Origin of the sequence: Arthrobacter sp. SLBN-122 (assembly GCF_006715165.1) — a bacterium.
Taxonomy (GTDB): domain Bacteria; phylum Actinomycetota; class Actinomycetes; order Actinomycetales; family Micrococcaceae; genus Arthrobacter.
Map to the genome: position 1 here is coordinate 2,198,793 of NZ_VFMS01000001.1, position 25,420 is coordinate 2,224,212.

22 protein-coding genes are annotated in these 25,420 nt (G+C 67.5%); 16 read left to right on the plus strand and 6 right to left on the minus strand.

All coding sequences use genetic code 11. From position 1 onward, the window contains the following. Positions 1 to 14: 14 nt before the first annotated feature. Together FBY36_RS10285 and FBY36_RS10290 are read right to left on the minus strand one after the other, a co-directional pair. Positions 15 to 851, minus strand: a complete 837-nt coding sequence (locus tag FBY36_RS10285) for an alpha/beta fold hydrolase (protein WP_142119111.1) — start codon at positions 849 to 851, stop codon at positions 15 to 17. Between the two features lie 60 nt (positions 852 to 911). Continuing rightward, positions 912 to 1,583 carry a TetR/AcrR family transcriptional regulator gene (locus FBY36_RS10290; protein ID WP_142119113.1) on the minus strand — a complete coding sequence of 224 codons (672 nt, stop codon included), beginning with the start codon at positions 1,581 to 1,583 and terminating at the stop codon, positions 912 to 914. 229 nt (positions 1,584 to 1,812) lie between these two features. Between FBY36_RS10290 and FBY36_RS10295 the strand changes: the two genes are divergently transcribed. The 5 genes from FBY36_RS10295 (at position 1,813) to atzF (ending at position 10,501) form a co-directional block, all read left to right on the plus strand. Then, on the plus strand, positions 1,813 to 3,315 hold the full coding sequence (locus FBY36_RS10295; protein ID WP_142119115.1) for an amino acid permease: 1,503 nt from the start codon (positions 1,813 to 1,815) through the stop codon (positions 3,313 to 3,315). A gap of 70 nt (positions 3,316 to 3,385) precedes the next feature. Continuing rightward, on the plus strand, positions 3,386 to 4,261 hold the full coding sequence (locus FBY36_RS10300; protein WP_142119118.1) for an urea amidolyase associated protein UAAP1: 876 nt from the start codon (positions 3,386 to 3,388) through the stop codon (positions 4,259 to 4,261). Further along, positions 4,258 to 4,935, plus strand: a complete 678-nt coding sequence (locus FBY36_RS10305) for an urea amidolyase associated protein UAAP2 (protein ID WP_142119120.1) — start codon at positions 4,258 to 4,260, stop codon at positions 4,933 to 4,935. Before FBY36_RS10300 ends, FBY36_RS10305 begins: the two co-directional genes overlap by 4 nt. Further along, on the plus strand, positions 4,932 to 8,657 hold the full coding sequence (gene uca / locus FBY36_RS10310; RefSeq protein WP_142119122.1) for an urea carboxylase: 3,726 nt from the start codon (positions 4,932 to 4,934) through the stop codon (positions 8,655 to 8,657). The genes FBY36_RS10305 and uca overlap by 4 nt, the downstream gene beginning before the upstream one ends. After that, positions 8,654 to 10,501: an allophanate hydrolase gene (gene atzF, locus FBY36_RS10315; RefSeq protein WP_142119124.1), complete on the plus strand. Its 1,848-nt coding sequence runs from the start codon at positions 8,654 to 8,656 to the stop codon at positions 10,499 to 10,501. The genes uca and atzF overlap by 4 nt, the downstream gene beginning before the upstream one ends. On the opposite strand, the gene FBY36_RS10320 is transcribed toward atzF, so the two are convergent. Next, positions 10,479 to 11,393 carry an alpha/beta fold hydrolase gene (locus FBY36_RS10320; RefSeq protein WP_142119126.1) on the minus strand — a complete coding sequence of 305 codons (915 nt, stop codon included), beginning with the start codon at positions 11,391 to 11,393 and terminating at the stop codon, positions 10,479 to 10,481. The genes atzF and FBY36_RS10320 overlap by 23 nt on opposite strands. A gap of 74 nt (positions 11,394 to 11,467) precedes the next feature. Between FBY36_RS10320 and lysS the strand changes: the two genes are divergently transcribed. The 10 genes from lysS (at position 11,468) to FBY36_RS20700 (ending at position 22,453) form a co-directional block, all read left to right on the plus strand. Beyond that, positions 11,468 to 13,000 (plus strand): lysine--tRNA ligase, encoded by a 1,533-nt coding sequence (lysS, locus tag FBY36_RS10325; RefSeq protein WP_142119128.1) that lies wholly within the window; start codon positions 11,468 to 11,470, stop codon positions 12,998 to 13,000. Between the two features lie 11 nt (positions 13,001 to 13,011). Continuing rightward, the gene (locus FBY36_RS20695) at positions 13,012 to 13,179 is read left to right on the plus strand and encodes a hypothetical protein (RefSeq protein ID WP_200830598.1); all 168 of its coding nucleotides are present in this window, start codon (positions 13,012 to 13,014) and stop codon (positions 13,177 to 13,179) included. Positions 13,180 to 13,308: 129 nt separating this feature from the next. Continuing rightward, a complete protein-coding gene (locus FBY36_RS10330; protein WP_056337539.1) occupies positions 13,309 to 13,641 on the plus strand; it encodes a histone-like nucleoid-structuring protein Lsr2 in 333 nt (110 codons plus the stop codon). A 345-nt stretch (positions 13,642 to 13,986) separates the two neighbouring features. Beyond that, a complete protein-coding gene (locus tag FBY36_RS10335; protein ID WP_026266017.1) occupies positions 13,987 to 16,479 on the plus strand; it encodes an ATP-dependent Clp protease ATP-binding subunit in 2,493 nt (830 codons plus the stop codon). Between the two features lie 397 nt (positions 16,480 to 16,876). After that, positions 16,877 to 19,000, plus strand: a complete 2,124-nt coding sequence (locus tag FBY36_RS10340) for a S9 family peptidase (RefSeq protein WP_142119130.1) — start codon at positions 16,877 to 16,879, stop codon at positions 18,998 to 19,000. Positions 19,001 to 19,104: 104 nt separating this feature from the next. Beyond that, complete coding sequence (locus tag FBY36_RS10345; protein WP_142029785.1) at positions 19,105 to 19,614, plus strand: amino-acid N-acetyltransferase; 510 nt, start codon at positions 19,105 to 19,107, stop codon at positions 19,612 to 19,614. Positions 19,615 to 19,863: 249 nt separating this feature from the next. Continuing rightward, positions 19,864 to 20,865, plus strand: coding sequence for a dihydroxyacetone kinase subunit DhaK (gene dhaK / locus FBY36_RS10350; protein WP_142119133.1), 1,002 nt, complete (start codon positions 19,864 to 19,866; stop codon positions 20,863 to 20,865). A gap of 2 nt (positions 20,866 to 20,867) precedes the next feature. Further along, the gene (dhaL, locus tag FBY36_RS10355) at positions 20,868 to 21,500 is read left to right on the plus strand and encodes a dihydroxyacetone kinase subunit DhaL (protein WP_142122585.1); all 633 of its coding nucleotides are present in this window, start codon (positions 20,868 to 20,870) and stop codon (positions 21,498 to 21,500) included. Continuing rightward, a complete protein-coding gene (gene dhaM / locus FBY36_RS10360; protein ID WP_142119135.1) occupies positions 21,497 to 22,243 on the plus strand; it encodes a dihydroxyacetone kinase phosphoryl donor subunit DhaM in 747 nt (248 codons plus the stop codon). The genes dhaL and dhaM overlap by 4 nt, the downstream gene beginning before the upstream one ends. Positions 22,244 to 22,279: 36 nt before the next feature. Next, positions 22,280 to 22,453 carry a hypothetical protein gene (locus tag FBY36_RS20700; protein ID WP_200830479.1) on the plus strand — a complete coding sequence of 58 codons (174 nt, stop codon included), beginning with the start codon at positions 22,280 to 22,282 and terminating at the stop codon, positions 22,451 to 22,453. 13 nt (positions 22,454 to 22,466) lie between these two features. Here the strand turns inward: FBY36_RS20700 and FBY36_RS10365 are convergent, their stop codons facing one another. From FBY36_RS10365 to FBY36_RS10375, 3 genes are all read right to left on the minus strand, one after another. After that, on the minus strand, positions 22,467 to 22,967 hold the full coding sequence (locus tag FBY36_RS10365) for a hypothetical protein (protein ID WP_142119137.1): 501 nt from the start codon (positions 22,965 to 22,967) through the stop codon (positions 22,467 to 22,469). Positions 22,968 to 23,042: 75 nt separating this feature from the next. Beyond that, a complete protein-coding gene (locus FBY36_RS10370; RefSeq protein ID WP_142119139.1) occupies positions 23,043 to 23,474 on the minus strand; it encodes a DUF3592 domain-containing protein in 432 nt (143 codons plus the stop codon). A gap of 72 nt (positions 23,475 to 23,546) precedes the next feature. After that, a complete protein-coding gene (locus FBY36_RS10375; RefSeq protein ID WP_142119141.1) occupies positions 23,547 to 24,467 on the minus strand; it encodes an A/G-specific adenine glycosylase in 921 nt (306 codons plus the stop codon). Positions 24,468 to 24,658: 191 nt separating this feature from the next. On the opposite strand from FBY36_RS10375, the gene FBY36_RS10380 reads away from it, so the two are divergent. Continuing rightward, positions 24,659 to 25,369: a hypothetical protein gene (locus FBY36_RS10380; RefSeq protein ID WP_142119143.1), complete on the plus strand. Its 711-nt coding sequence runs from the start codon at positions 24,659 to 24,661 to the stop codon at positions 25,367 to 25,369. The last annotated feature ends 51 nt before the right edge of the window (positions 25,370 to 25,420 follow it).

A 25,420-nucleotide genomic window follows, 5' to 3' on the forward strand; every position in this document is an offset into this window, starting at 1 on the left:
CTACTTACTGGGGGTCAGCCGGCGAAGAACTCGCTCAGTTCCTTGATCAGCCTGTCCGGAGCCTTGATGGCGCCGTCGTGGCCGAGGCCGGGCAGGATGGTGTAGCTGGAGCCGGAAAGCACGTCGTGGATCTGGCCGCAGGCGATGCCGAAGTAGGCGGGGCTCTTTTCGCCCACCACAATCAGGGTCTCCAGGGGAAGCGCCTGGAACGGCTCGGCGGGCATGTCGGCGGCAATGATGGCTTTGATTTCGCGGACGCCGGTGCGCATCAGCTCGCGCTGCTGCTTTCCTTCGGTGGTTCCGGCCGTCAGCTTGTTGGCCAGGGTCAGCATGGACAGCGGCATGCGCGATGAGAAGGAACCGCCGGCTTCAAGGCCCCGCTGGATCACGGCGAGGGCGCGGTCATGGTCTCCAGCGGCGATGGCGCGCTCGTACTCCGCGATCCAGTCGGCCGTGACGCTGCCGTTCACGGAGACGGCGGGGTCGTAGACGGCGAGCCGTTCCACCGGCAGTGTCCGGGCCGCGTGCAGGGCCACGGCGCCGCCGAAGCTGTGCCCAAACACATCGGTGCTGGAGGTGTGCTTCATGACCGTATCCAGGTCGCGGATGTCCACGTCCAGGGTGTAATCGTCGGGCTGCGGGGACGAGGATCCGCGCCCGCGCCGGTTGAAGGTGTGCACCGGGCGGCCCAGGGCGGCGCTCAGTTTCTGGGCGAACTTGGTGTAATCCGCAGCCGTCACCATGGAAGGCGGCACAACCACCACGCCCGAGCCCGCAGAAGCAAGGTCAGCGCCGGTGGAGAAGAGCTCCACAGTGCCGCCGTCGGGGGTCCTGATGTTCTCTCGCGTCATGCTCCGAGCCTAGCCGAGCAAGCCCGGGTGGGGCATCCCGGCGGCCGGAGGCACGCAGGGTCACGCCAAGCGGTTGATGAGGGCCTGGCTCGCCGCGCGGATGGCCGGCAGCCCGTCCCCGAGCCCGCACAGGATCAGCCCGGCGTCGGCAGCCTGCATGGCGGAATCGGTACCGGCGGCGCCGTCCGCGCGGAGGTAGATCAGGGATTCCACCAGCCGGAAGGTGAAGTCGCCGCCGTCCGGTCCGCCCGGCGCGGCTGACGTCCCCGCGCCCAGTTCCCCGTACAGCCGCCTGAGCTCCTGGCGGTGGTTGTGGAACCTGGCGAAGCGGGTGCTCCTGACCTCGGGCAGGTGGTACAGCACGCCAAGGTTCCACCGCGCGCTGCACAGCTGGGTGCCGTCATAAAGCCCGACGGCGTGAAGGCGGCTTCCAGCCGGAGTTTCGGTTTCCGGGTCATCAGTGGGCAGCGCGGACACGGCACGTGCGAACCTCAGCCCGCCGGACACCGTCCCCTCAAGCAGGTCCTCGAGGATATCGTCCTTCGTTTTGAAGTGGTGGTACAGGGAGGACTGCCGGATGCCCACGGCGTCCGCGATGGACCGCGTGGAGGTGCTGGCGAAGCCCTGGGTGGTGAACAGCTCCGCGGCGGCGTCGAGGATTTCGTCGCGGGCGGTGGCGCCCGGCCGCGAGGGCTGCTGGTGGCGGGGGCGGCCCGGTCCGGCGGAAGTCACGGCCCCATTCTTGCACTGCCGGGTGCGCCGAAAACGACCGCCGGGCATTGTGAGGCGACGGAAATCTGCCCGAAACAAGATGTCTATCCGCCTTTTACAGAGGTGAAACTGTTTGGGGACATCCCGCTGGAAAACTATCAAGTGACCGGTAATCAGCAGCCTTCGGCCGAGCGCTGCAGTACCGGGAGGCTTCGCCCCCAAGATCCCTTTCCAGTTCCGGAGATTCCCGATGACATCCACCGTTCTCCCCACCGTCCACCAGGACGATGCAGACCTGACGTCCCTTGGCTACCAGCCCACCCTCCACCGAAAGCTCGGCCGCTACGCTTCCTTTGCCGCCGGCTTCTCGTTCGTTTCCATCCTCACCACCATCTTCCAGCTCTTCGCGTTCGGCTACTCGTTCGCCGGGCCCGCGTTCTTCTGGACCTGGCCGGTGGTCCTGGTGGGCCAGCTGCTGGTGGCCCTGAACTTCGCCGAACTCGCCGCCCGCTACCCCCTGTCCGGTGCCGTGTACCAGTGGGCGCGGCGCGTCGGCGGGGAAGGCGTGGGCTGGTTCGCCGGCTGGTTCATGGCAATCGCCCAGGTGGTCACCGCAGCCGCAGCCGCCATCGCCCTGCAGGTGGTCCTGCCCCAGCTCTGGGACGGGTTCCAGGTGGTGGGCGGCGACCCCGCCCTCAACACGGTGACCGGTGCTTCCAACGCCGTGGTCCTGGGCGCCGTCCTGCTGGTGGCCACCACCATCATCAACTCCCTGGGCGTGAAACTCATGGCCCACGTCAACTCCGTCGGAGTTACCTGCGAGATCGTGGGCGTCGCGGCCGTGATCCTGGCGCTCATCAGCGCCGCCCAGCGCGGCCCGGACGTGGTGGCGGACACCACCGTGCTGCAGGGATCGGACCTCGGTGCCGTGGGAGCCTTCCTGGTCTCGGGGCTGATGGCCGCGTACGTCATGGTGGGCTTCAACTCCGCCGGCGAACTGTCCGAGGAAACCAAGGACCCGCGCCGCACCGCCCCCCGGACCATCCTCTCCGCCCTGCTCATCTCCGGCGTCGGCGGTGCGCTGATGATCATCACCGCCCTGATGGCGGCCCCGAGCCTCGACGACGGCCGCCTGGCCACCGAAGGCCTGCCGTACGTCCTCACAGCGGTCCTGGGCACCTTCTGGGGCAAGGTCCTGCTGGTGGACGTGGCCATCGCCATCTTCGTCTGCACCCTGGCGATCCAGACTGCCGGTTCCCGCCTGGTCTTCTCCATGGCCCGCGACGGCAAGCTCCCGGCGTCGGCCCTGCTCTCCTCCGTTCACCCCACCCGCGGCACGCCCATGTGGCCCTCCATCGTGATCGGGGCCCTTGCAGTTGGAGTGCTGGCCATCAACGTAGGCAACGCCGCCCTGTTCACCACCCTGTGCAGCGTCTGCATCGTGATGGTCTACCTTGCCTACCTCCTGGTCACCGTCCCGCAGTTGCTCAACCGGCTCCGCGGCGACTGGGACAGGGTGGGGCAGACCATGCCGGCAGGCCTCTTCTCCCTGGGCCGCTGGGGCCTTCCGGTCAACGTCCTGGCCGTCCTTTACGGCGGCGTGATGGTCGTCAACCTGGCATGGCCCCGGCCCGAGGTGTACGACCCCTCCGGCGAGAACGGCCTCCTGCTGTGGTCCGCGCCCCTGATGGTCACCGCCGTGCTGCTCCTGGGCCTCTGGGTCAGGAGCCGGAACCTGGCCGCCAAGGCCTGATACGCGCCGTCCTTACTCAATAGCAGACCCAACAGCTTCCAGAAGAACCCCAAAGACCTACAGGACTGACATGACACAGACCATCGAAACGCCAATCACGGGCACCGCCACCACAGCCGGCGCCCGCGCCCACGCCAGGGAACAGCACGGCAAAACCGCGGAGACCATGCGCCACGTGCCGGCAGCTTCCGCACCGGCCCACCTTCTGGCCGGAATGCCCGACGGCGCGTCCCCCACATGGGCCGAATCCCTCGCCTTTGGCCGCTACACCACCATGTCCCTGGCCCGCGGCACCCGGATCCGGCTCACGGACACCGCCGGCGACGCCTGCGTGCACACCCTCCTGTACCGCGCCGGCGCCAGTCACGAACGCCTCAACGTGGCCGACACCGTCAAGGTCCCCTGGCAGGCATACCCCGGCGCGGGCCACCCGCTGCTGTCCGACGCCGGGCGCCTGATGGCAACCATCGTCGCCGATACGTCCTCCCGGCACGACGCACTGACCGGCGCCACCACCCTCGCCGGCAACACCACAAAGTACGGCGCCGGAACCGTCCACAGCGCCGCACCGGCGGCACGCGAACTGCTCACCCTGGCCGCCCTCAAGAACGGCCTGGGCACCCGGGACGTGGCGCCGTCGCTCTCCTTCTTCAAGGGCATCACCGTGAACCCGGCCGGGAGCATCACCTTCACCGGCAGCGCCGGACCGGGTGCCGCCGTCGAACTCCTGCTCCAGATGGACGCGGTACTGGTCCTGGCCAACACCGCCCACCCGCTGGACCCGCGCGCTGACTTCACCGGGACGGCCGTCGACATCCTCGCCTGGCACGCGCCGCAGGACCTCGCCGCACTGGAAGCCGGCAGCGTGGCCGGACCATTGGCCCCGGAACACCTGCAGGCCCTCCGCAACACCGAACACGACCTCGCCGCTAGGAACGCCCGATGAACACTGCAATCGATACCAGGTCAACCCCTGACGCAGCCGACACTGCCCTCGCTTCCGGCGCCGTGGTCCTTGACGAATTCGTTGAAGCCCGCGGCCCCTGGTCCGCAGTGGTGGCAGCCGGCGACGTGCTGACCATCGTGGACCTGGAAGGCAACCAGGCGGTGGACTGCCTGCTCTACGCCGCGGCCGACACCGCCGTCCGCTACTCGGCGGCGGCCACCATCGCCGCACAGCAGTCAATCGTCCTCACCACCGGTTCGGTCCTCCGGGCAGACAGCGGCGCGCCGCTGATGACCGTCGTGGCGGACGAAGTGGGCGTGCACGACACCATCGGCGGCGCCTGCTCCCAGGAATCCAATACCCTCCGCTACGGCCAGCACACCCGCGAACAGCACGCCTGCGTGGAGAACTTCCTGATCGAGGGTTCCCGCTGGGGCCTGGGCAAGCGGGACCTGGTGTCCAACATCAACTGGTTCATGAACGTCCCCGTGGACCCGGACGGCGCCCTGGGCATCGTGGACGGCCTGTCCGCCCCCGGAAAACGCGTGGCACTGAAGGCCGAGGTAGACACCCTGGTGCTCGTCTCCAACTGCCCGCAGATCAACAACCCGTGCAACGGCTTCAATCCCACACCCGTCCGCATGATCGTCACCCGGCCGGAGGCTGCACTGTGAACACCCCAAACCTTTTCGACACCCTCCTGATCGCCAACCGCGGTGAGATCGCCTGCCGCATCATCGAATCCGCCCGCAAGCTGGGGCTCCGGACCGTCGCCGTCTTCTCGGAGGCGGACCGCGGCGCCAAGCACGTTCGGCTCGCCGACGAAGCCGTGCTGCTGGGGCCCGCGCCGGCCAAGGAGTCCTACCTCCGGGTGGACGCAATCCTTGCCGCCGCCAAGGAAACCGGCGCGGGCGCCATCCACCCCGGCTACGGTTTCCTATCCGAGGACGCAGCCTTCGCCGAGGCTGTGGAGGCAGCCGGACTGGTGTTCGTGGGCCCCACTGCCGAGCAGTTGCGCATCTTCGGCACCAAGCACACAGCGCGCGACGCCGCCCGGGCGGCCGGGGTGCCCATGATCTCCGGTTCCGGGCTGCTTGAGGACGTGGACGCCGCCGTCGCGGCCTCCGCCACGATCGGCTTCCCGCTGATGCTCAAGGCCACCGGCGGGGGCGGCGGAATCGGCATGACGGTCTGCCGCTTCGAGGCCGAACTGGTGGAAAGCTTCCCCCGGGTGGCGCGCCTGGCCGGTGCCAGCTTCGGCACCGCAGGGGTTTTCGCCGAGCGTTACGTGGAGAACGCGCGGCACGTGGAGGTACAGATCTTCGGCGACGGCGAAGGCCGGGTGGTCAGCCTGGGCGACCGGGATTGCTCCCTGCAGCGCCGCCACCAGAAAGTCCTCGAGGAAGCACCCGCCCCGGACCTGCCGGCAGAGCTGCGGGAGGAACTGCACCGCAGCTCGCGCGCCCTCTGCGCGTCCCTTAACTACCGCTCCGCCGGCACCGTGGAGTTCGTCTATGACTCCGCCCGCAAGGAGGCCTCCTTCCTGGAAGTCAACGCCCGGCTCCAGGTGGAGCACCCGGTCACCGAGGCCGTGACCGGCGTGGACCTGGTGGAATGGATGCTCCGCCTGGCTCAGGGCGGCAGCGAAGCCCGGGCAGTCCTGGCAGACGTTCCGGACGCATTGCCGGTGGCCGGGCACGCCGTGGAAGCCCGCGTCTACGCCGAAGACCCTGCGCGCGGGTTCCAGCCCAGCGCCGGAACCGTCACCAACGCCGCCTACCCCACGGCAGCAGAAGCCCGCGTGGACGCCTGGGTGGAAACCGGCACTGACGTCTCCACCAACTACGATCCGCTCCTGGGCAAGGTCATCACCTCCGGCACAAGCCGCACCGACGCCTTCGACCGGCTCGCCGCAGCCCTGGAAAACACCCGGATCGACGGGATCGAGACCAACTTGGGGCTGTTCCGCGCCGTGAGCGGCATGGACGTGGTCCGCGCGGTCCAGCACTCCACCAGCACCCTGGACAATGTGGGGGACCCGGAGCCGCGCATCACGGTGGGCCGCCCCGGCCTGCAGACCAGTGTGCAGGACTGGCCGGGCCGCACCGGCCTCTGGCAGATCGGTGTCCCGCCGAGCGGCCCCATGGACGACCTCTCCTTCCGGCTTGGCAACACCGCCCTTGGCAACCCCGAAGGCGCGCCGGGGCTCGAGTTCACCATGACCGGACCCAGCCTGATTTTCACGCACGCCACCACGGTTTGCGTCACCGGCGCGAAAGTCACGGTGACGGTTGACGGAACAGAGGTGCCCGCCTGGACCCCAGTGACTGTCCCGGCAGGGGGAAGGCTCGACGTGGGCACGGCTTCCGGCAAGGGCCTGCGCGGCTACATCCTGTTCCAGGGCGGCCTGGACATTCCCAAGTACCTGGGCAGCGCCTCCACCTTCACCTTGGGCCAGTTCGGCGGCCACGCCGGCCGGGTGCTGCGTGCGGGGGACGTGCTGCGCGCTGTCCGGCAGGCCGCAGGGCAGGAAGTACCCACGGCAGCCGTCCCCCTCGACAGCCGTCCCGCCCTCACCACAACTTGGGAGCTGGCTGTGGCCGAGGGCCCGCACGGCGCCCCGGAGTTCTTCCAGCGCGAGGATATCGAGGAGCTGTACAGCGCAGAGTACGAGGTCCACTTCAACTCCGCCCGCACCGGCGTGCGCCTCATCGGCCCCAAACCGCGCTGGGCACGGACCGACGGCGGCGAAGCAGGCCTGCACCCCTCCAACATCCACGACACCGCCTACTCGGTGGGTGCCCTGGACTTCACCGGCGACACCCCCATCCTGCTCGGCCCGGACGGACCCAGCCTGGGCGGCTTCGTTTGCCCCGTCACCGTGGTGACGGCCGAACGCTGGAAGCTCGGCCAGCTGCGCCCCGGGGACAAGGTCCGGTTCGTGCCCATCAAAGCCGGCCAGGCGCCGTCGGCCAAGGACCTGGGACCCGGCCGCCAGCTGGTCCTCCCGAGCGACGCTGATTGGTCGTCAAGCCCGTCTGTGGCAGCCACGGCGACCAACCGCGGCTTCCGCGGCGATGGCGACGACGGCGTGCTGGGCCGGGTGCCGGAAGGTTCCGGCCGGCCCGCGGTCACCTACCGCCGCTCCGGCGACGACAACCTGCTGGTGGAATACGGCGAGATGGTGCTGGACCTTGGTCTGCGCGCCCGGGTGCACGCCCTGCACCAGCACATCGAGCAGCTCCGCGTGCCAGGCGTCGTTGACCTCACCCCGGGAATCCGGTCGCTGCAGATCAAGGTGGACCCATCGGTCCTGTCCACCACCAGGCTGCTCGACCTGGTCCAGGAAGTCGAGGCCGCGCTGCCCGCCAGTTCCGAACTGGTGGTTCCCAGCCGCACCGTCCGGCTGCCGCTGTCCTGGGACGATCCCGCCACCCGCGAGGCGATCGAACGCTACATGGCCGGTGTCCGTGATGATGCCCCCTGGTGCCCCTGGAACATCGAGTTCATCCGCCGGATCAACGGCCTGGACTCGGTCAACGACGTCTTCGACACCGTCTTTAACGCCGAATACCTGGTGCTGGGGCTGGGGGATGTCTACCTGGGCGCGCCGGTGGCCACCCCGCTGGACCCCCGCCACCGCCTGGTCACCACCAAGTACAACCCGGCCCGCACCTGGACACCGGAGAACGCCGTGGGAATCGGCGGCGCCTACATGTGCATCTACGGCATGGAAGGTCCCGGTGGCTACCAGTTCGTGGGCCGCACCACCCAGGTGTGGTCGCGCTACGCGGACTCGGCCCCGTTCGAGCCCGGTTCACCCTGGCTGCTGCGCTTCTTCGACCGGATCTCCTGGTACCCGGTCAGCCCGGAGGAACTCCTGGACCTGCGCGCCGACATGGCTGCCGGGCGTGGCCGGGGCGTCGAGATCGAGGAAGGCACCTTCTCGCTTGCCGAGCACGAAAAGTTCCTGGCGGAGAACAGCGGGTCCATCGAGGCATTCCGGGAAAAGCAGGGAGCCGCCTTCGCCGTCGAGCGGCAGGCATGGGCCGACGCCGGCGAGTTCGACCGCGCGGACGCGCTGGCCGCCGTCGTCACTCCCGTAGTGGATGACGTGGAGGTCCCTGAGGGCGGCTCGCTCGTTTCGGCGCCCTTCGCGGCGAGCGTCTGGAAGGTGGACGTGGCGGCCGGGGACCGGGTGGTGAAAGGCCAGCCGCTGGTATCGCTGGAGGCAATGAAGATGGAAACGGTCCTGGAAGCTCCCTGCGACGGCGTGGTGCTCCGCGTCCTGCCGGCGGCCGGGGGCCAGGTAGTGGCGGGCGAGGCAGTGGTGGTGCTTGGCGCAGCCGGACCTGCAGGGCTGGAAGAGCTGGAACTGGAAGAGGCAGCAGTATGAGCGCGGCAAGCAGTGGCAAGGCAACCGGGCGCGTAAAGGCGGCGCTCGCGGCACTGGAAACAGTGGACCGGCCGGAAATCTGGATCACGCTCCGCAGCGGGGAAGACCTCCTGGCCGAGGCGGCGTCCATCGATGCCGCCCTGGGGGCCGGCGCGGACCTTCCGCTGGCCGGGCTGCTGCTGGCCGTCAAGAACAACGTTGACGTGGCAGGCATCCCCACCACGGCCGCGTGCCCGGGCTTTGCCTACACACCGGACAAGGATGCCGAAGCGGTGGCCCGGCTCCGCGCCGCCGGCGCCCTGGTCCTGGGTGCCAGCAACCTGGACCAGTTCGCCACCGGACTGGTGGGGACGCGCAGCCCCTACGGCGCCGTCCGCGACTCGCGCCGGCCCGAGTACATCTCCGGCGGATCCAGTTCCGGCTCCGCGGTGGCCGTGGCGCTGGGGCTGGTGGACATCGCGATCGGTACGGACACGGCAGGCTCCGGCCGTGTTCCGGCCGGGCTGCAGGGCATCGTGGGCATCAAGGCAACCCTGAACGTCGTCTCCACAGCCGGGGTGGTTCCCGCCTGCAGGTCCTGGGACGCGGTCACCATCTTTGCCCGGCACCTGTCCACCGCCGAGCTCGCCATGGGCGTCATGGCAGGCAACTCCCGGGAGTGGCCGGCGGACATCCGTTTGGCTGCACCGGAACGGCCCCGGGTGGCCTATCCGGTCAGCCTGCCCGCGTTGCCTGATGCTTGGGCCGCCGAATTCCACCGCAACGTGGACCGGCTTCAGTCCCTGGGTGTGGAGGTGGAAGCCATTGAATTCGGTGCCTTCCTCGAAGCCGCCCGGCTGCTGTACGACGGTGGGCTGGTAGCCGAGCGCTACGCCGCCGTGGGCAGCTTCCTCGAAGAGTACGACGCCGGCACGGCTGGCCAGGCGGGCATCGACCCCACCGTGGAACGCATCATCCGCGCGGCCGGGACAGTGCCCGCGCACCGGTACGTCAACGACACCGCCAAGCTGGAAGCACTGAAGCAAAAGGCGATGGCGCAGCTCGAAGGGTTCGACGCCCTGCTGATCCCCACCACGCCGTTCCACCCCACCCTGGCCGAGGTGGCTGCGGATCCGGTGGGGGTGAATTCGCTGATGGGCACCTACACCAACTTCTGCAACCTGTTCGATCTCTGCGCCGTGGCAGTGCCGGCCGGCGAAGTGGACGGCGCCCAGTTCGGGCTGACGGTGGTGGGCAGGACCTTCGATGATGCCGTGGCGGCGGATATCGCCCGCCGCCTGGAGGTCACCCCGGAAGCTCCCGCCCTTTTCGCTCCCGGGGCGGCAGCTGAGGTTGACGGCAACGGTGCCCAACCGTCGTCGTCCGTGCCATGGCCGCTGGCAGCCGGTGCAACGGCCGTGCCGCTGGTGGTGGTGGGTGCGCACCGAAAGGGCCAGCCGCTGGCGCCGCAGCTCGAAGTCCTCGGCGCCGCCTGGGTTGGCCCGGTCCGGACCGCGGCCCGCTACCGCATGGTGGCGCTGGACACCGTGCCGCCCAAGCCAGGGGTGTACCGGTCCGAGGACGGCGCGGAACTGGTGGGGGAGAAGTGGCTGCTGTCGCCGGCGGCCCTGGGGACGTTCCTGGCCTCCCTCCCCGAACCCATGCTGCTGGGATCCGTGCGGATGTCAGACGGCTCCACCGCCGTCGGGTTCGCCTGTGATGCCGTTGCCGCCGCGGGCGGTGAGGACATCACCGCCTGGGGTGACTGGCTGGCGGACCGGAGCGTGGAGCCGAAGCCCCGGACGGTGTGGCGGGACTTGGGGGAGGCCGCCCTGGCGGGGTTCAGCCGCGGGGAGCGCGGATAGCGTCAGCTGCATCCGGGCGGGACTCCCCGTCCTGACGTTCTTCCGTGAAGTACGCCGCGATGTCCGCCACCAGTTCCTTTACCGCTGCCGGGATGGAGCCGTGGAAGCACTTGGGGGAGAGCAGGTAGGTGCTGCCCGGAACTGCCTGGTGCAGCCGCTGGGCTGTTTCCTTGTAGTAGGCAGGACTCTTGCCGCCGGCCATGAAATGGGTGTTTGCAGGCAGCACGCTGAAGTCCCGGGCATGGTCCTTCTCGTCGTAGGCCGCGCGCAGTTCGCCCACCCCGCTGGGCATGACCTGGCGGAACATTTTGTTGATCCTGGTCCTGGACAACACGGCCATCAGGCCGGCCAGGACGGGTTCGGGGATCCTGGCCATGGTTGAGCCCGGGCTGGTGGCCTTCTTCATGTGCGCCAGCGCATGGCCCACCCTGCCCTGGTTCACGGCATCCTCGAATCCGTCCAGCCAGGCGGTGTCGATGCTGCCGTCGATGTTCACCGCCGCGTCATACACCGCCAGCTTGTCCGGGACAAAGGCGGTTCCGGTGAACTCCTGCACCGCATTCAGGGCCACCGCTCCGCCAAGGCTGTGGCCCAAAATGTTCCGGGCGCCGGTGGCGCGCAGGACCGTCCGGACATCCTCGATTTCGGTGGCCATGGAGTAGTCCGCCGGTTGTTCGGACGAGTTTCCCCGGCCCCGCCGGTCATAGACGTCTACCGCCCAGCCGTCCCCCAGGCCCTTCGCCAGGGCAATCGAGAACGGGCGGTAGATCAACGCCGTCAGGAACGCGCCGCCAATCAGCAGCACCCGCCGGTCGCCGGGCGCCTCTTCGGTGCCGTAACTGTACAAAGCCAGCCTGCCGCCGTCGTGCGTTGGAAGTACGCGTTCTTTCACCAGCCCATCCTAGGGTGCACACCTGCGCGGCAACTGGGAGCCCGGGTACCCAATGCCCGGTAAACTTGTGGATTGTGACTTCCCAAAACACCCCCTCGCCCAAGAACGCCCCTGAGCCCGTCGATGCCAGCGAGCAGATGCGGATCCGGATGGAAAAGCGCGCCAAACTCCTGGAGCGCGGCGCTGAGGCGTACCCGGTGGGTGTGGAGCGGACGCACTCGCTCGCCGAGATCCGGGAAAAGTACGCCCACCTCGAGGCGGACGATACCACCGGCGACACCGTGGGCGTTACCGGCCGCGTCGTCTTTATCCGCAATACCGGCAAGCTCTGCTTCGCCACGCTGCAGGAAGGCGGCACCGACGGGAAGGCCACCCGCCTGCAGGCCATGCTGAGCCTGGCCAACGTCGGTGAGGAAGCGCTCGCCGACTGGAAGGCACTGGTTGACCTCGGTGACCACGTGTTCATCAAGGGCGAGGTCATCTCCTCCCGCCGCGGAGAGCTGTCCATCATGGCAGATTCCTGGTCCATGGCCTCCAAGGCACTGCGCCCGCTGCCGGTCCTGCACGCGGACCTGAACGAGGAAACCCGCGTCCGCCAGCGCTACGTTGACCTGATGGTCCGTGACGAGGCCCGCGAAATGGTCTACACCCGCGCCGCCATCACCCGCTCCATCCGCGAAACGCTGTTCCGGCACCGCTACGTGGAAGTGGAAACCCCCATCCTGAACCTGGTCCACGGCGGTGCACTTGCCCGCCCGTTCGAGACCCACATGAACGCCTTCGACCAGAAGATGACCCTGCGCATCGCCACCGAGCTGTACCTCAAGCGCGCCGTGGTGGGCGGGATCGACCGCGTGTACGACATGGGGCGCGTGTTCCGCAACGAGGGCGTGGACTCCACCCACAGCCCCGAATTCACCACCCTTGAGTGCTACGAGGCCTGGGCGGACCAGTTCGTCATGGCCGAGCGGATAAAGGAAATCATCCTCGACGCCGCCGACGCCGTGGGTGCCGGCCGTGTCCTGCAGACCGAGGCCGGCGAGATCAACCTCGACGGCGAGTGGGCATGGCTGGCCGTCTACCCCGGACTTTCCGACGCCGTTGGGCAGGAAATCACGCCGGACACGCCCGCTGAGGTGCTTCGCGGGATCGCGGAAAAGCACGACGTCAAGGTGGACCCCAAATGGGACGCCGAGAAGCTGGCTGTTGAGCTGTTCGGCGAGATTGTCGAACCAACCCTGCTGAACCCCACCTTCGTCTACGACTACCCGCCGTCTGCCCAGCCGCTGGCCCGCCCGCACCGCGAGGACGGCCGGCTGATCGAGGCCTGGGATCTGATTATCGGCGGCATGGAACGCGGCACCGCCTTCTCCGAGCTGATCGACCCCGTCATCCAGCGCGAACGGCTTACCGAGCAGTCCCTGCACGCGGCCGCCGGTGACGTGGAGGCCATGCAGCTCGACGAGGACTTCCTGCGCGCCCTTGAATACGGTGCCCCGCCCATGGGCGGCATCGGCCTGGGCATCGACCGGCTGGTCATGCTCTTCACGGGCGCCGGCATCCGCGAGACCATCCTGTTCCCCCTGCTGAAGCCCGAAGGGCACTGATCATGGAATACGTGGCAGTTATTCTTCCCTCGTTGGTGGTGGGCCTGCTGTTCTGGTTCGCCATGAAGGCAATTTTTAACGCGGACAAGGCCGAGCGGCAGGCGGAGGCCCGCGCGCAGGCCGAAGCCGATTCCCTCCCGGCGCAGCCAGCGGACCGTCCCGGCCCGGAATCCAAATAGATAAAACCCCCTTCTTTCCGGATTTATCCCCAAGGAACCAATAGGCGCTTTGACGCGTTGCCAAGATAAGAGTCATAATTTTTTTGGGAAACATCCTGCTTTTCTGAAAACCCAAGAGGAAGACCTTTAATGGCACAGAAAGTAAACATCATCCTCGTTGATGATCTGGATGGGGGATCCGCAGACGAGAATGTTAAGTTCGGCCTCGATGGGGTCAACTACGAGATTGACCTGTCGGCAGGCAATGCCGCTGAACTTCGGTCTTCACTGGAGAGGTTCATTAACGCTGCACGCAAGGCATCCGGTGGCCGCAGCACCCAGAGGGCGAAGGCTCCAACGGGAGGCCGCAGCCACGATTCGGCACAAATCCGGCAATGGGCCCGGGATAACGGCTACACCGTTAACAGTCGGGGCCGAATTCAGGCCGAAATCCAGGAGGCCTACCAAAAGGCAAATTCCTAGGACTGCCTTTAGCTTCACGGAAACCCCGCTTACCGCCGCCAGGCGGGGCGGGGTTTTTCAATTCCCGGCATAAGCCTGCTATGGAGCGGCAGGCCGGGCGGCCCAATTGGCCAAAATAAGGAGGTGCTCTAAGCGCACAGCGCCGTCGATATTTCGCGGCAGTGGACAGCCGGGGATGCCGGTTCCAGCCGAAGGCTGCTTTCATCCGGGCCCTGTTCACGGTGCCGCAACCCACCGCTGTCCTGATTCCCGCAAGGGCACGGGTTTCCCCTGTGGCGAACACGCTCCACAACTCAGGAGCGGCCACGTAGCATCAAAGTACGTCGTAGCTAGGAGTGTGGCGAAATGTTTGAGCGATTTACGGACCGTGCCCGTCGCGTAGTTGTGCTTGCCCAAGAAGAGGCACGCATGCTGAACCACAATTACATCGGTACCGAACACATCCTCTTGGGTCTGATCCATGAGGGTGAGGGCGTTGCCGCCAAAGCTCTTGAGTCCTTGAGCATTTCGCTCGACGGCGTTCGCGAGCAGGTGCAGGAGATCATCGGGCAGGGCCAGCAGGCCCCCTCCGGCCACATCCCCTTCACCCCACGCGCCAAGAAGGTGCTGGAGCTCTCGCTGCGCGAAGCCCTGCAGCTGGGCCACAACTACATCGGCACGGAGCACATCCTGCTCGGCCTCATCCGCGAGGGTGAGGGCGTTGCCGCCCAGGTTCTGGTCAAGCTCGGCGCGGACCTCAACCGGGTCCGCCAGCAGGTCATCCAGCTCCTCTCCGGCTACCAGGGCAAGGAAACCACCGGCGCAGGCGTTGGCGGCGGACAGCCCGAAGGCGCACCCGCCGGTTCCGTGGTCCTGGACCAGTTCGGCCGCAACCTGACCCAGGCTGCGCGCGAGAACAAGCTGGACCCGGTCATCGGACGCGAGCAGGAAATGGAACGCGTCATGCAGGTCCTTTCCCGCCGCACCAAGAACAACCCCGTCCTCATCGGTGAGCCCGGCGTCGGCAAGACCGCCGTCGTCGAAGGCCTGGCCCAGGCAATCGTGCGCGGCGACGTCCCGGAGACCATCCGCGACAAGCAGCTGTACACACTGGACCTCGGTTCCCTCGTGGCAGGCTCCCGCTACCGCGGTGACTTCGAAGAGCGCCTGAAGAAGGTCCTCAAGGAGATCCGCACCCGTGGCGACATCATCCTGTTCATCGATGAGATCCACACGCTTGTGGGTGCCGGTGCCGCCGAGGGCGCCATCGACGCAGCCTCGATCCTGAAGCCCATGCTGGCCCGCGGCGAGCTGCAGACCATTGGTGCCACCACACTGGACGAGTACCGCAAGCACATTGAGAAGGACGCCGCCCTGGAGCGCCGCTTCCAGCCGATCCAGGTCAAGGAACCCTCGGTGGCACACGCCATCGAGATCCTCAAGGGCCTGCGCGACCGGTACGAGGCACACCACCGCGTCACCATCACCGACGGCGCCCTGGCCTCCGCTGCAAGCCTGGCCGAGCGCTACATCTCGGACCGCTTCCTGCCGGACAAGGCGATCGACCTGATCGACGAAGCCGGTGCCCGGCTGCGCATCCGCCGCATGACCGCTCCGCCGGAGCTCAAGGCCATGGACGAGCGCATCGCCAAGCTGAAGATGGAGAAGGAATCCGCCATCGACGCGCAGGACTTCGAAGGCGCCGCTTCGCTCCGCGACAAGGAACAGAAGATGATTTCCGAGCGCGCGGAGAAGGAACGCCACTGGAAGTCCGGCGGCATGGACGACATCTCTGAGGTGGATGAGGATCTCATCGCCGAGGTGCTGGCCAACTCCACCGGCATCCCCGTCTTCAAGCTGACCGAGGAAGAATCCTCGCGGCTGCTTAAGATGGAGGACGAACTGCACAAGCGCGTGGTGGGCCAGGACGAGGCCATCAAGGCACTCTCGCAGGCCATCCGCCGCACCCGTGCAGGGCTCAAGGACCCCAAGCGCCCCGGTGGCTCGTTCATCTTCGCCGGCCCCACCGGCGTCGGCAAGACCGAGCTCGCCAAGGCACTCGCGGAGTTCCTGTTCGGTGAAGAGGACGCCCTCATCACGCTGGACATGTCCGAGTACTCCGAGAAGCACACCGTCTCGCGGCTCTTCGGTGCCCCTCCGGGCTATGTTGGCTACGAAGAGGGTGGCCAGCTGACCGAGAAGGTCCGCCGGCGTCCGTTCTCCGTGGTGCTGTTCGACGAAGTGGAAAAGGCCCACGCGGACCTCTTCAACTCGCTGCTGCAGATCCTGGAAGACGGCCGCCTGACCGACTCCCAGGGCCGCGTGGTGGACTTCAAGAACACCGTCATCATCATGACTACCAACCTGGGTACCCGGGACATCTCCAAGAGCGTTGCCACCGGCTTCCAGTCCGGCACCGACACGCAGACCGGCTACAACCGCATGCGTGCCCGTGTCACCGAGGAGCTCAAGCAGCACTTCCGCCCGGAGTTCCTGAACCGTGTTGACGACGTCGTGGTGTTCCCGCAGCTGACGCAGGACGAGATCATCGAGATCGTGGACCTGTTCGTCACCCGCCTGGAGAAGCGCCTCAAGGACAAGGACATGGGCATCGAGCTCACCAAGGCCGCCAAGGTGCTCCTGGCAACCCGCGGCTACGATCCCGCTATGGGTGCCCGGCCGCTGCGCCGCACCATCCAGCGCGAGATCGAGGACCAGCTCTCCGAGAAGATCCTCTTCGGCGAGATCCACCCCGGCGACATCGTCGTAGTGGATGTCGAAGGCGAAGGCGACGACGCGAAGTTCACTTTCGCCGGCAACGCCAAGCCGCGCATCCCGGAAATCGCCCCGAGCGTCTAGTCTCCACAGCCAAAGCCCCGCCCCTCCGCAAGGAGCGGCGGGGCTTTCGCTTTGCCCTCCGTCCCGTCAAAGCGTTGGCATCCGCGCCCACGGTCACCCCGCTGCGGCACCGGAGCCATTTGCCGCTTGCTGCTCCTCCGTCGCTTTGACGCAAGCTACACAAATGACCCCGGCCCCTCCGCTTCACGCGAAGCGAGCCCCGCGCGGGTGGCGGCGGTCAGGCATTTGTGTAGGCGCCGTCAAAGCGAGGAACGAGCAGGCGCCGGCAAATGGCTCGGCCGACGGCACCAACCCGGCCCCGCACCCCTCGGCCCACGAAGCGACAGCTGCGCCGCCATCGTTCCGCCGGTAGTGAAGTGGTTGTGACGGGCAGCACAAACCGTGTTGAATCGGGGGCATGTCTAACTTGGAACCGGCGATCCCGGATGAGCAACCACAGACCCCATTCCACGACCTCGACCACTACCTGTCCATCCCGCGGGTAAGCGGCCTGGCCCTGAGCCCTGACGGTTCTCGGCTGGTCACTACTGTCAGCACCCTGAACGGCAAGGGCACCGAGTTTGCCACCGCGCTGTGGGAGCTTGACCCGGCCGGGCAGAAGCACGCACGGCGCATTACCCGCAGCGCCAAGGGCGAGGCCGGCGCAGCGTTCGCCGCCAACGGCGACGTCTACTTCACATCCGCGCGTCCGGACCCCGACAGCCCCGACGAAGAGCCGGTGAACGCACTGTGGCTGCTTCCGGCCGACGGCGGGGAAGCCCGCGTGGTCCTCAGCCGGCCCGGCGGCGTCAGCAAAGTGTTTACGGCCAGGGACGCCGATGCCGCGTTTGTGACGGCCGAGGTACTTGCAGGGTCAGCAGACGAGGAGGACGACGCCGAGCGGCGCAAGGCGCGCAAGGACAGGAAGGTCTCGACCATCCTGCACAGCGAATACCCGGTCCGCTACTGGGACGCGGACCTGGGCCCGGGCCAGCCGCGGATCTTTGCGGTGGAGGAGGGGGAGGACAAGGGGCCGGACAAGCCGGGAACCGTTGATGCCACCGCTCCTTTGCTCCTGCGCAACCTGACACCTGATGCCGGGCCGCGGCTGCGGGAAGCGGAGGCGGTGGTCAGTCCTGACGGCAAGACGATCTACAGCAGCTACACCAAGCCATTGGCCAAAGCGGACAGCCGCTCCATCCTGGTGGCGGTGGATGTTGCATCCGGCGGCATGAAAGTGCTGGTGGACCAGGAGGGAATGAGTTACTTCCCGGGCCCCGTCAGTCCGGACGGCCGCAGCCTGGTGGTGGTCAGCGAAAGCGACTCCACCCCGCAGCAGGCCCCCGAAATCAAAATGCACCTGCTGGACGTCTCCGGCGCTGCCGCCGGCGAAGCCGCGGGCCTGCAGCCACTGGCCCACGACTGGGACCGCTGGCCCAAGCCCGCAGGGTGGTTCCCGGACGGCTCCGCCATCCTCGTCACAGCGGACGACGACGGCGCGTCGCCGGTCTTCCGGGTCAGCGTTCCGTCGGCTGCCGCTGAGGTGGGCGTCACCCGGGTGACGCAGGACGCTGCGGCCTACGCCGACGTCGTTATTTCACCTGAGGGGCGACACGCGTATGCCCTGCGCAGCTCCTATGAATTTCCTGCCGAAGCTGTACGGATCGACCTGTCCACGGGGGAAACCACGCGCCTGCCTGCTCCGGCTGAACGCCCGGACTGCCCGGGGCGCCTGGAACGCATCGCCGCAACCGCGGCCGACGGGTCCCGGGTGCCCGCCTACCTGGCGCTGCCGGAGGGTGCCTCCGCGGATAACCCGGCCCCGCTGCTCCTGTGGATCCACGGCGGTCCGCTGGGATCCTGGAACGCCTGGACGTGGCGCTGGAACCCGTGGCTTCTGACGGCCAGGGGATACGCGGTGCTGCTGCCGGATCCTGCCTTGTCCACCGGCTACGGCCAGTCGTACATTCAGCGGGGCTGGGGCTCGTGGGGGAAAGCGCCGTTCACCGATTTGATGGCCGTAACTGATGCGGCCGTGGAGCGGGCGGACATCGACGAGTCCCGGACTGCGGCGATGGGCGGTTCCTTTGGCGGCTATATGGCCAACTGGGTGGCAGGCAACACGGACCGGTTCAAGGCGGTGGTCACCCATGCCAGCCTGTGGGCCCTTGACCAGTTCGGGCCCACCACGGACGCCTCCCAGTACTGGCTGAAGGAAATGACCGCGGAGATGGCGCTTGAGAACTCGCCACACCTTCATGCGGAGAACATCAGCACGCCCATGCTGGTAATCCACGGCGACAAGGACTACAGGGTGCCCATTGGCGAGGGCCTGCGGCTCTGGTACGAACTGCTGTCCAAGTCCCGGCTCGCGGCGGACCAGGATGGGCAGACGCCCCACCGGTTCCTGTACTTCCCGGACGAAAACCACTGGGTCCTCCAACCGCAGCACGCCAAGGTCTGGTACCGGGTGGTGGAGTGGTTCCTGGCAAAGAATGTCCTGGGCAAGGACATTGAACTACCCGCTGAACTCGGACTGTAGCTGGCTGGCTTCGCGCCGTCGGCCGAGGCAAATGACGCCGGTACCGGAACGCCCCAACCCCGTCCGTAACCAGCAGCAGCCGTTGTGCCTCGTAGGATGGCTGTGTGACCGACTCCTTCCACATCCGCCCAGCACGCACCAGCGACGTCCCCGCCATCAAGAAACTGGTAGCGCCCCTGGCAGAGGAGCGCATCCTGATGGCAAAGGAGACGGTGGCGTACTACGAAAGCCTGCAGGAGTTCCGTATTGCCGAGTCCAGCGACGGCGAGATGATCGGCTGCGGCGCCCTCCACGTGATGTGGGAGGACCTCGCGGAAATCCGCACCCTTGCATCTTCCGGTGAATGGCGCGGCAAGGGGGTGGGGCACGTCCTGGTGGAAAGCCTGCTGGAGGAGGCCCGTGCCCTTGGGGTTGCCAGGGTCTTCTGCCTCACGTTCGAGGTGGACTTCTTCAAGCGCCACGGCTTCGAGGTGATGGCGGACCAGTCGGCGGTGGACCCGGAAGTGTACTCGGAGCTGCTGCGCTCCCATGACGAAGGCGTGGCCGAATTCCTGGACCTCGCACGCGTCAAGCCCAACACCCTGGGCAACACCCGGATGATCCGCACCCTCTAAGTCCCTGCGCAGCTGCTCTGCGCACTCCCATCTTGTTTTACTCGATTTGATGGATAAACTGTTGACGGCCGATATGTGGGGGGCCTCAGGAAAGGGACAGTCATTGGGGGCTGTCCCTTTGCTGCGTCCGGGGGCGGCGGGCCAGGGGAGCGGCCGGCAAACCGGGGCAGAAGGAATCTACCGCCACCTGCGATGACGGTAGTAGGGTCGAAAAACACATCCTTCAGGAGCACAGCCAGGAGCAACGCCGTGAAGAAACTCATCAATGATCCAAAATCCGTTGTCCAGGAAGCTGTCCAGGGCTTTGGCCTGGCCCACGCCGGACTGGTCGCGGTCAGTGAAGACCCCATCTACATCACGCGCAAGGACGCGCCGGTGGCAGGCAAGGTGGGGCTGGTTTCCGGTGGCGGCAGCGGCCACGAGCCGCTGCATGCCGGCTACGTCGGGCAGGGAATGCTCGACGCCGCGGTGCCGGGGGCGGTGTTCACCTCACCGACGCCGGACCAGATCCTTCCCGCCACCCTGGCAGTCAACTCAGGTGCCGGCGTCGTCCATATCGTCAAGAACTACACCGGCGACGTCCTGAACTTCGAGACAGCAGCGGAACTGGCCGAGGCAGAGGGCGTGAGCGTCCGCACCGTGCTGGTCAATGACGACGTCGCGGTGGAGGACTCCCTCTACACGGCCGGCCGCCGCGGGGTGGGCGGCACTGTGCTGGTGGAGAAGATCGCGGGGGCAGCGGCGGAGCGCGGTGACGACCTGGACTCGGTCGCTGCCATCGGCGAACGGGTCAACGCCAATGTCAGGACCATGGGCGTGGCCCTGTCCGCCTGCACCGTTCCGCACGCTGGCACGCCGAGTTTCGACCTGGCCGAGGATGAAATCGAGATCGGCATTGGGATCCATGGCGAGCCGGGCAGGCACCGCATTCCGATGGAGAGCGCGGACGGCATCACCAACCGCCTGCTGGAACCGGTCCTGGCGGATTTGAAGATCAGCTCCGGGGACAAGGTGCTGCTGTTCGTCAACGGCATGGGCGGCACCCCGTTGAGCGAGCTGTACATCGTGTACCGGCGGGCCGTGCAGGTGCTCGCCGACGCAGGTGCCGCAGTGGAGCGGTCGCTGGTGGGCAACTACATCACGGCGCTGGAGATGCAGGGGTGCTCCATATCGGTCCTCCGGCTCGACGACGAGCTCACCGAGCTGTGGGACGCACCGGTCCACACCGCCGCGCTGCGCTGGGGCGTGTGACTGTGGTCCTGGACGTCAACTGGGCCGTAAAATGGCTGACCCTTTGCGCACAGGCCATGGCTGAACACCGTGTCGAGCTGATCGAACTGGACCGTGCCATCGGGGACTCGGACCACGGCGAAAACATGGACCGCGGCTTCCAGGCCGTCCTGGCGAAGCTCGGTGAAGCCACGCCGGAGACCCCCGGCGCGGCCCTGAAGATGACCGCCATGACGCTGATGTCCAAAGTAGGGGGTGCCGCCGGGCCCCTTTACGGCACGGCGTTCCTTCGCGCCGCCACTGCCCTGGGTGATGCCGCTGAGATCGATCCGGGAGCCTGGGCCGGTGCCCTGGCCGCGGCCAGGGACGGGATCGTGGCGCGAGGGAAGGCGGAGCCGGGCGACAAGACGATGGTGGATGCGTGGACGCCGGCGGTGGATGCTGCGCGAGCCGCTGCGGACGGGGACGGCACGGACGTCCTGAGTGTCCTGGTGGCAGCCGCGGAGGCTGCCGAAGCCGGGGCGGTGGCCACCGATCCGCTCATCGCACGGAAAGGCCGGGCCAGCTATCTTGGCGAACGAAGTGCCGGTCACCGGGATCCCGGAGCTGTCTCCAGTGCCTTGATCCTGCGCGCTGCCGTTGGGGCAGCTGCGTGACCGTAAGCATCGTGGTGGTCTCCCACAGCGAAAAAATTGCCGACGGCGCCGTGGAGCTTGCCGCGCAAATGGCGCCCGACGTGATGATCCTGGCCGCCGGCGGCACCGACGACGGCAGGATCGGCACGAGCCTGGAGAAGGTCCTTGCCGCCCTTGAACGGGCCGGCGGACAGACGGGCGGGGACCAGGCCGGCACAGACCAGGCTGCCGCGAAGCCCGGCGGGAACGGCACCGTGGTCCTGACGGACCTCGGGTCGGCGGTGATGACGGCCGAATCGGCGCTGGAGTTCCTGGCGAATCCCGCCGGCGTACTTCTCGCCGATGCCCCCCTGGTGGAAGGCCTGGTGGCGGCTGCCGTGGCCGCGCAGGGCGGAGCTGATGTCCAGGCGGTCCGGGAGGCGGCCGAGGCGGCGGCTGGCCCGCCCCGCCAGCCGGAACCCGGGCGCACGGAAGGAAGGGACGCGGGACCTGTCAGCAGCGCCTCACCCGATTGCACCGGCGATTTCGAGCTGGTTAACCAGGCCGGGATGCACGCCCGTCCTGCCGCGAAAGTGGCAGGAGGACTGGCGTCCCTTGATGCCGAGGTCACCATCAATGGGGTGGACGGCGCGTCCATGACGGGGCTGATGACCCTCGGCGCGGGCAAGGGCACTGTGCTGCACGTGGAAGCCTGGGGCGCGGATGCGGAACGTGCAGTGGAGTACGTCGGCGGGCTGGTGCAGGCGGGCTTCGGCGAGCCCTAAGCCTCGTGGCGCACTCCTGCGAATAAGCTCGATGCCATGGAACGGCCGCTTGCAGAGAACTCCCAGGAAATCGAAGTGCTGGACGGCCAAATCTCCGTAGACGAACTGCTGGCCGAACTCGGCTTCAACTGGAGCGCTGAACCCGTGGGCGGCGATGAGGAACCCGGAACCACCGGGGGCGAAACCTTCACCCAGCCGGCGCTGTTCTAGCCCACTCCCAATGTCAAGGCCGGGCTTGTTGGTGCAGCCCGGCGTCGTCCAAAATCACCGACGCTGACAGGACCCTCCCGCACTGCTCACCGAAGGGGTACGCCGCCTGCGGCCGGAATTCCAGGCTGCGAACCGGGAGAGCAGTTCCGTCCGGGGCGGTGGAGGAAACGGTCACGGCCAGAGGTGATTCGCTCAGGGCGTCCAGCATCAGCACGCCAACTTTGGTGCCGTCCGGCGAGGCAGTGGCCGAACAGGCGCCTTCCGGGTTGCACCCCGAATCCACCGAAGTACTGCCCAGGCGGAGCTCGACGTCGGCCTCCTTGCAGGTGCCGTCCTGGCAGGCCCGTACGTGCAGCGACTCCACCTTCGGCGCATAACCGGCGTTAACGGTCACGGAGACAGCGGTGGCCTGCGCGATAGCCGGGCAGGCGCTCCCGGGGGAATCGCAGGCGGATACAAAGGCGGACAGGAGCGCCGCCGTCGATAACACCAGGAGCCGCCCGGGCTTGTGCATGCCTTCAGGCTACGTCGGGTGGGCGCGCAGCGGGCCGGCGGGCGCCAATTGGAGGCAGCATTGTTATGCCCCGCCCTAACCCATCGGGAAGATACTGATGAACCAGAACAGTGCCAGGGCAAAGACCGCGAAAAACGCAATCAGGCAGCCGGCGGCGGTGCGCGGCTCTGAGGAAACCTGGAGGGATTCATTGGGGTTCTGCGGGTTGTATGACACCTCGATCAGCGACCCCGGCACCGGCTGTTCCACCCCGGAGATCTCGGATTTCCCCATGAAAAGGGTGCCCTGCGGATCGGTGAACTGGTAGGTGGGGTAGTGGCGGAGGTTCCGGTTGGAGCCGCCAACGCCGCTGGTCCAGCCGGTGGTGCTCCCGGTGACGGTCGCCTGGACCTTGGGCCAGGCCGCCATCATCCGTTCCCGGCGCCTGGTCCTGCGGACTGCACGGACCAGCGAAAGAATCACGGCGGCAACGAACAAGGCCCACACGATGTACAAGATGATTTTCATGGCTTCCCCCGGTTCCGGTCACCAAGAAGTATGCCACTCCCGGCATGTGCCCGTGCCCGTGCCAGAGGCGGGTCAGGCGGGGAGCCGGTAGCCGCCGTCGTGCATCTCCGCCAGGCCGTCCGCCAGCAGCCCCGCCAGTGCCCGCTCAAGCTGCTCAGGGGCGGTGTTGAGCCGGTGCAGCGCCGCAAGGGGCACGCCGATTCCTTCGGGTGCATAACCAAGATCGGCGGGCTCGCGCTGGAACATGTCCGGCGGCACGGGGGTTTCGGCCAGCCGCAGCACGGCCAGCACGGCGCCGCGGACCTGGCGGTCTGTGCCGTGCCACGCCTGGCCCTTGGGAACGTACGACGGCGGGGGCTCACCCGCAGCGAGCCAGGCGCAGGAGCCCTGCACCGGGCAGGCAGCGCACTTGGGGGCCCGTGCCGTGCACACCAGCGCCCCCAGTTCCATGACCGCAGCGTTCCAGCGCACGGAGGTTTCGTCGTCGTCCGGCAACAGGGCGGCGGCCAGCCGCATCTCCGCCGCGGTCAGCGTGGGGGCGGGAAGCGCGACGCCGGAGACCAGGCGGGCGTGCACCCGCCGGATGTTGGTGTCCACCACAGTTTCGCGCCGGCCGTACGCGAAGGCGGCCACCGCCGCGGCCGTGTAGCTGCCCACCCCGGGCAAGGCCAGCAGCTCCGTGTAGGTATCCGGGACCTTGCCGGCGTGGTCCTGGACAATGGCGGTGGCTGCGGCATGCAGCCGGAGGGCCCGACGGGGGTACCCGAGCCGTCCCCACGAACGGACCGCTTCGCCTGCCGGTTCGCCCGCCAGGCCGGCCGGTGTGGGCCAGCGCTTGAGCCATTCGTGCCAGACGGGGAGGACCCGGACCACCGGGGTTTGCTGCAGCATGATTTCGCTGACCAGCACGCCCCAGGGGGAGCAGTGGGGTTCGCGCCAGGGCAGGTCGCGGGCGATTCCGGCGAACCAGGAGTTGATCCGGTGGTGGAGCATCTCAAGGTCTGCAGGGCCCGGGGGAGTGACCGCGGCGGCGGTGGAGGTTTGAGTGTCGATGCCACATACCTTAGTTGATGGGTTCAGGCGCGCTGAAAACCGGGTGTGGCCACTGCGGTGTGACCAGTGCGATCCGGGCGGCGGCGGCGTGGTGGCAGTGCAGAACCGGCGTCGTTCCCTAGCCTAGGAGGATGGGCAGGCAAGGCGATTCACCAGCACGCGGCACGGCATCCGGTTCCAGCAGCGTCCGGAAGCCCAGCCCTGCTGTGTACCGCCGCCGTCGCCTGGTTGTCGGCGCTGCGCTGCTGCTGGTACTTGCGCTTGTGGTCAGCGGTTTCGCCCTTGCCGGTGCCTTCAAGGGGGGTTCGCAGCAGGCGTCCTCCACGCAGCCTTCTCCAGGGGGCACAGCCGCCCCGTCCGCCTCCGCAACTCCGTCTGCTGCCGCCACCCCTTCCGCCTCAGCGTCGGCACCCGCGTCCGCTGCGCCGTCGCCCACTGCCTCTGCAACCCCTTCCTGCAACCAGAACCAGGTGACTGTTTCAGCGTCCACTGACAAGCCCGCTTACGGGCCGGGAGAAAACCCGATGCTGACACTGAAGGTGACCAATGGCGGCAGCGTTCCCTGTGAAGTCAACATCGGAACCTCGCAAATGGAATTCCTGGTGACCAGCGGCTCCGACCGGATCTTCTCTTCAAAGGACTGCCAGGCGTCCAGCGAGGACCTGGTGAAGGTGATTGCGCCCGGCGCCAGCGAAACCGCGAACTTCCCGTGGAACCGGAACCGCAGTGCCGAGGGCTGCAAGGCGGTGGCTGCAGCGCCTGGCGGCGGTGGCGCGTACTACATCTTCACCGCCAAGCTGGGTTCACGTGCCAGCCCCAAGGCTGTCTTCCAGCTGAACTGACCCCCAACCGCCATCCATCGCTGAGTAACTGCCGTTTTCGGGGCTGAAAAC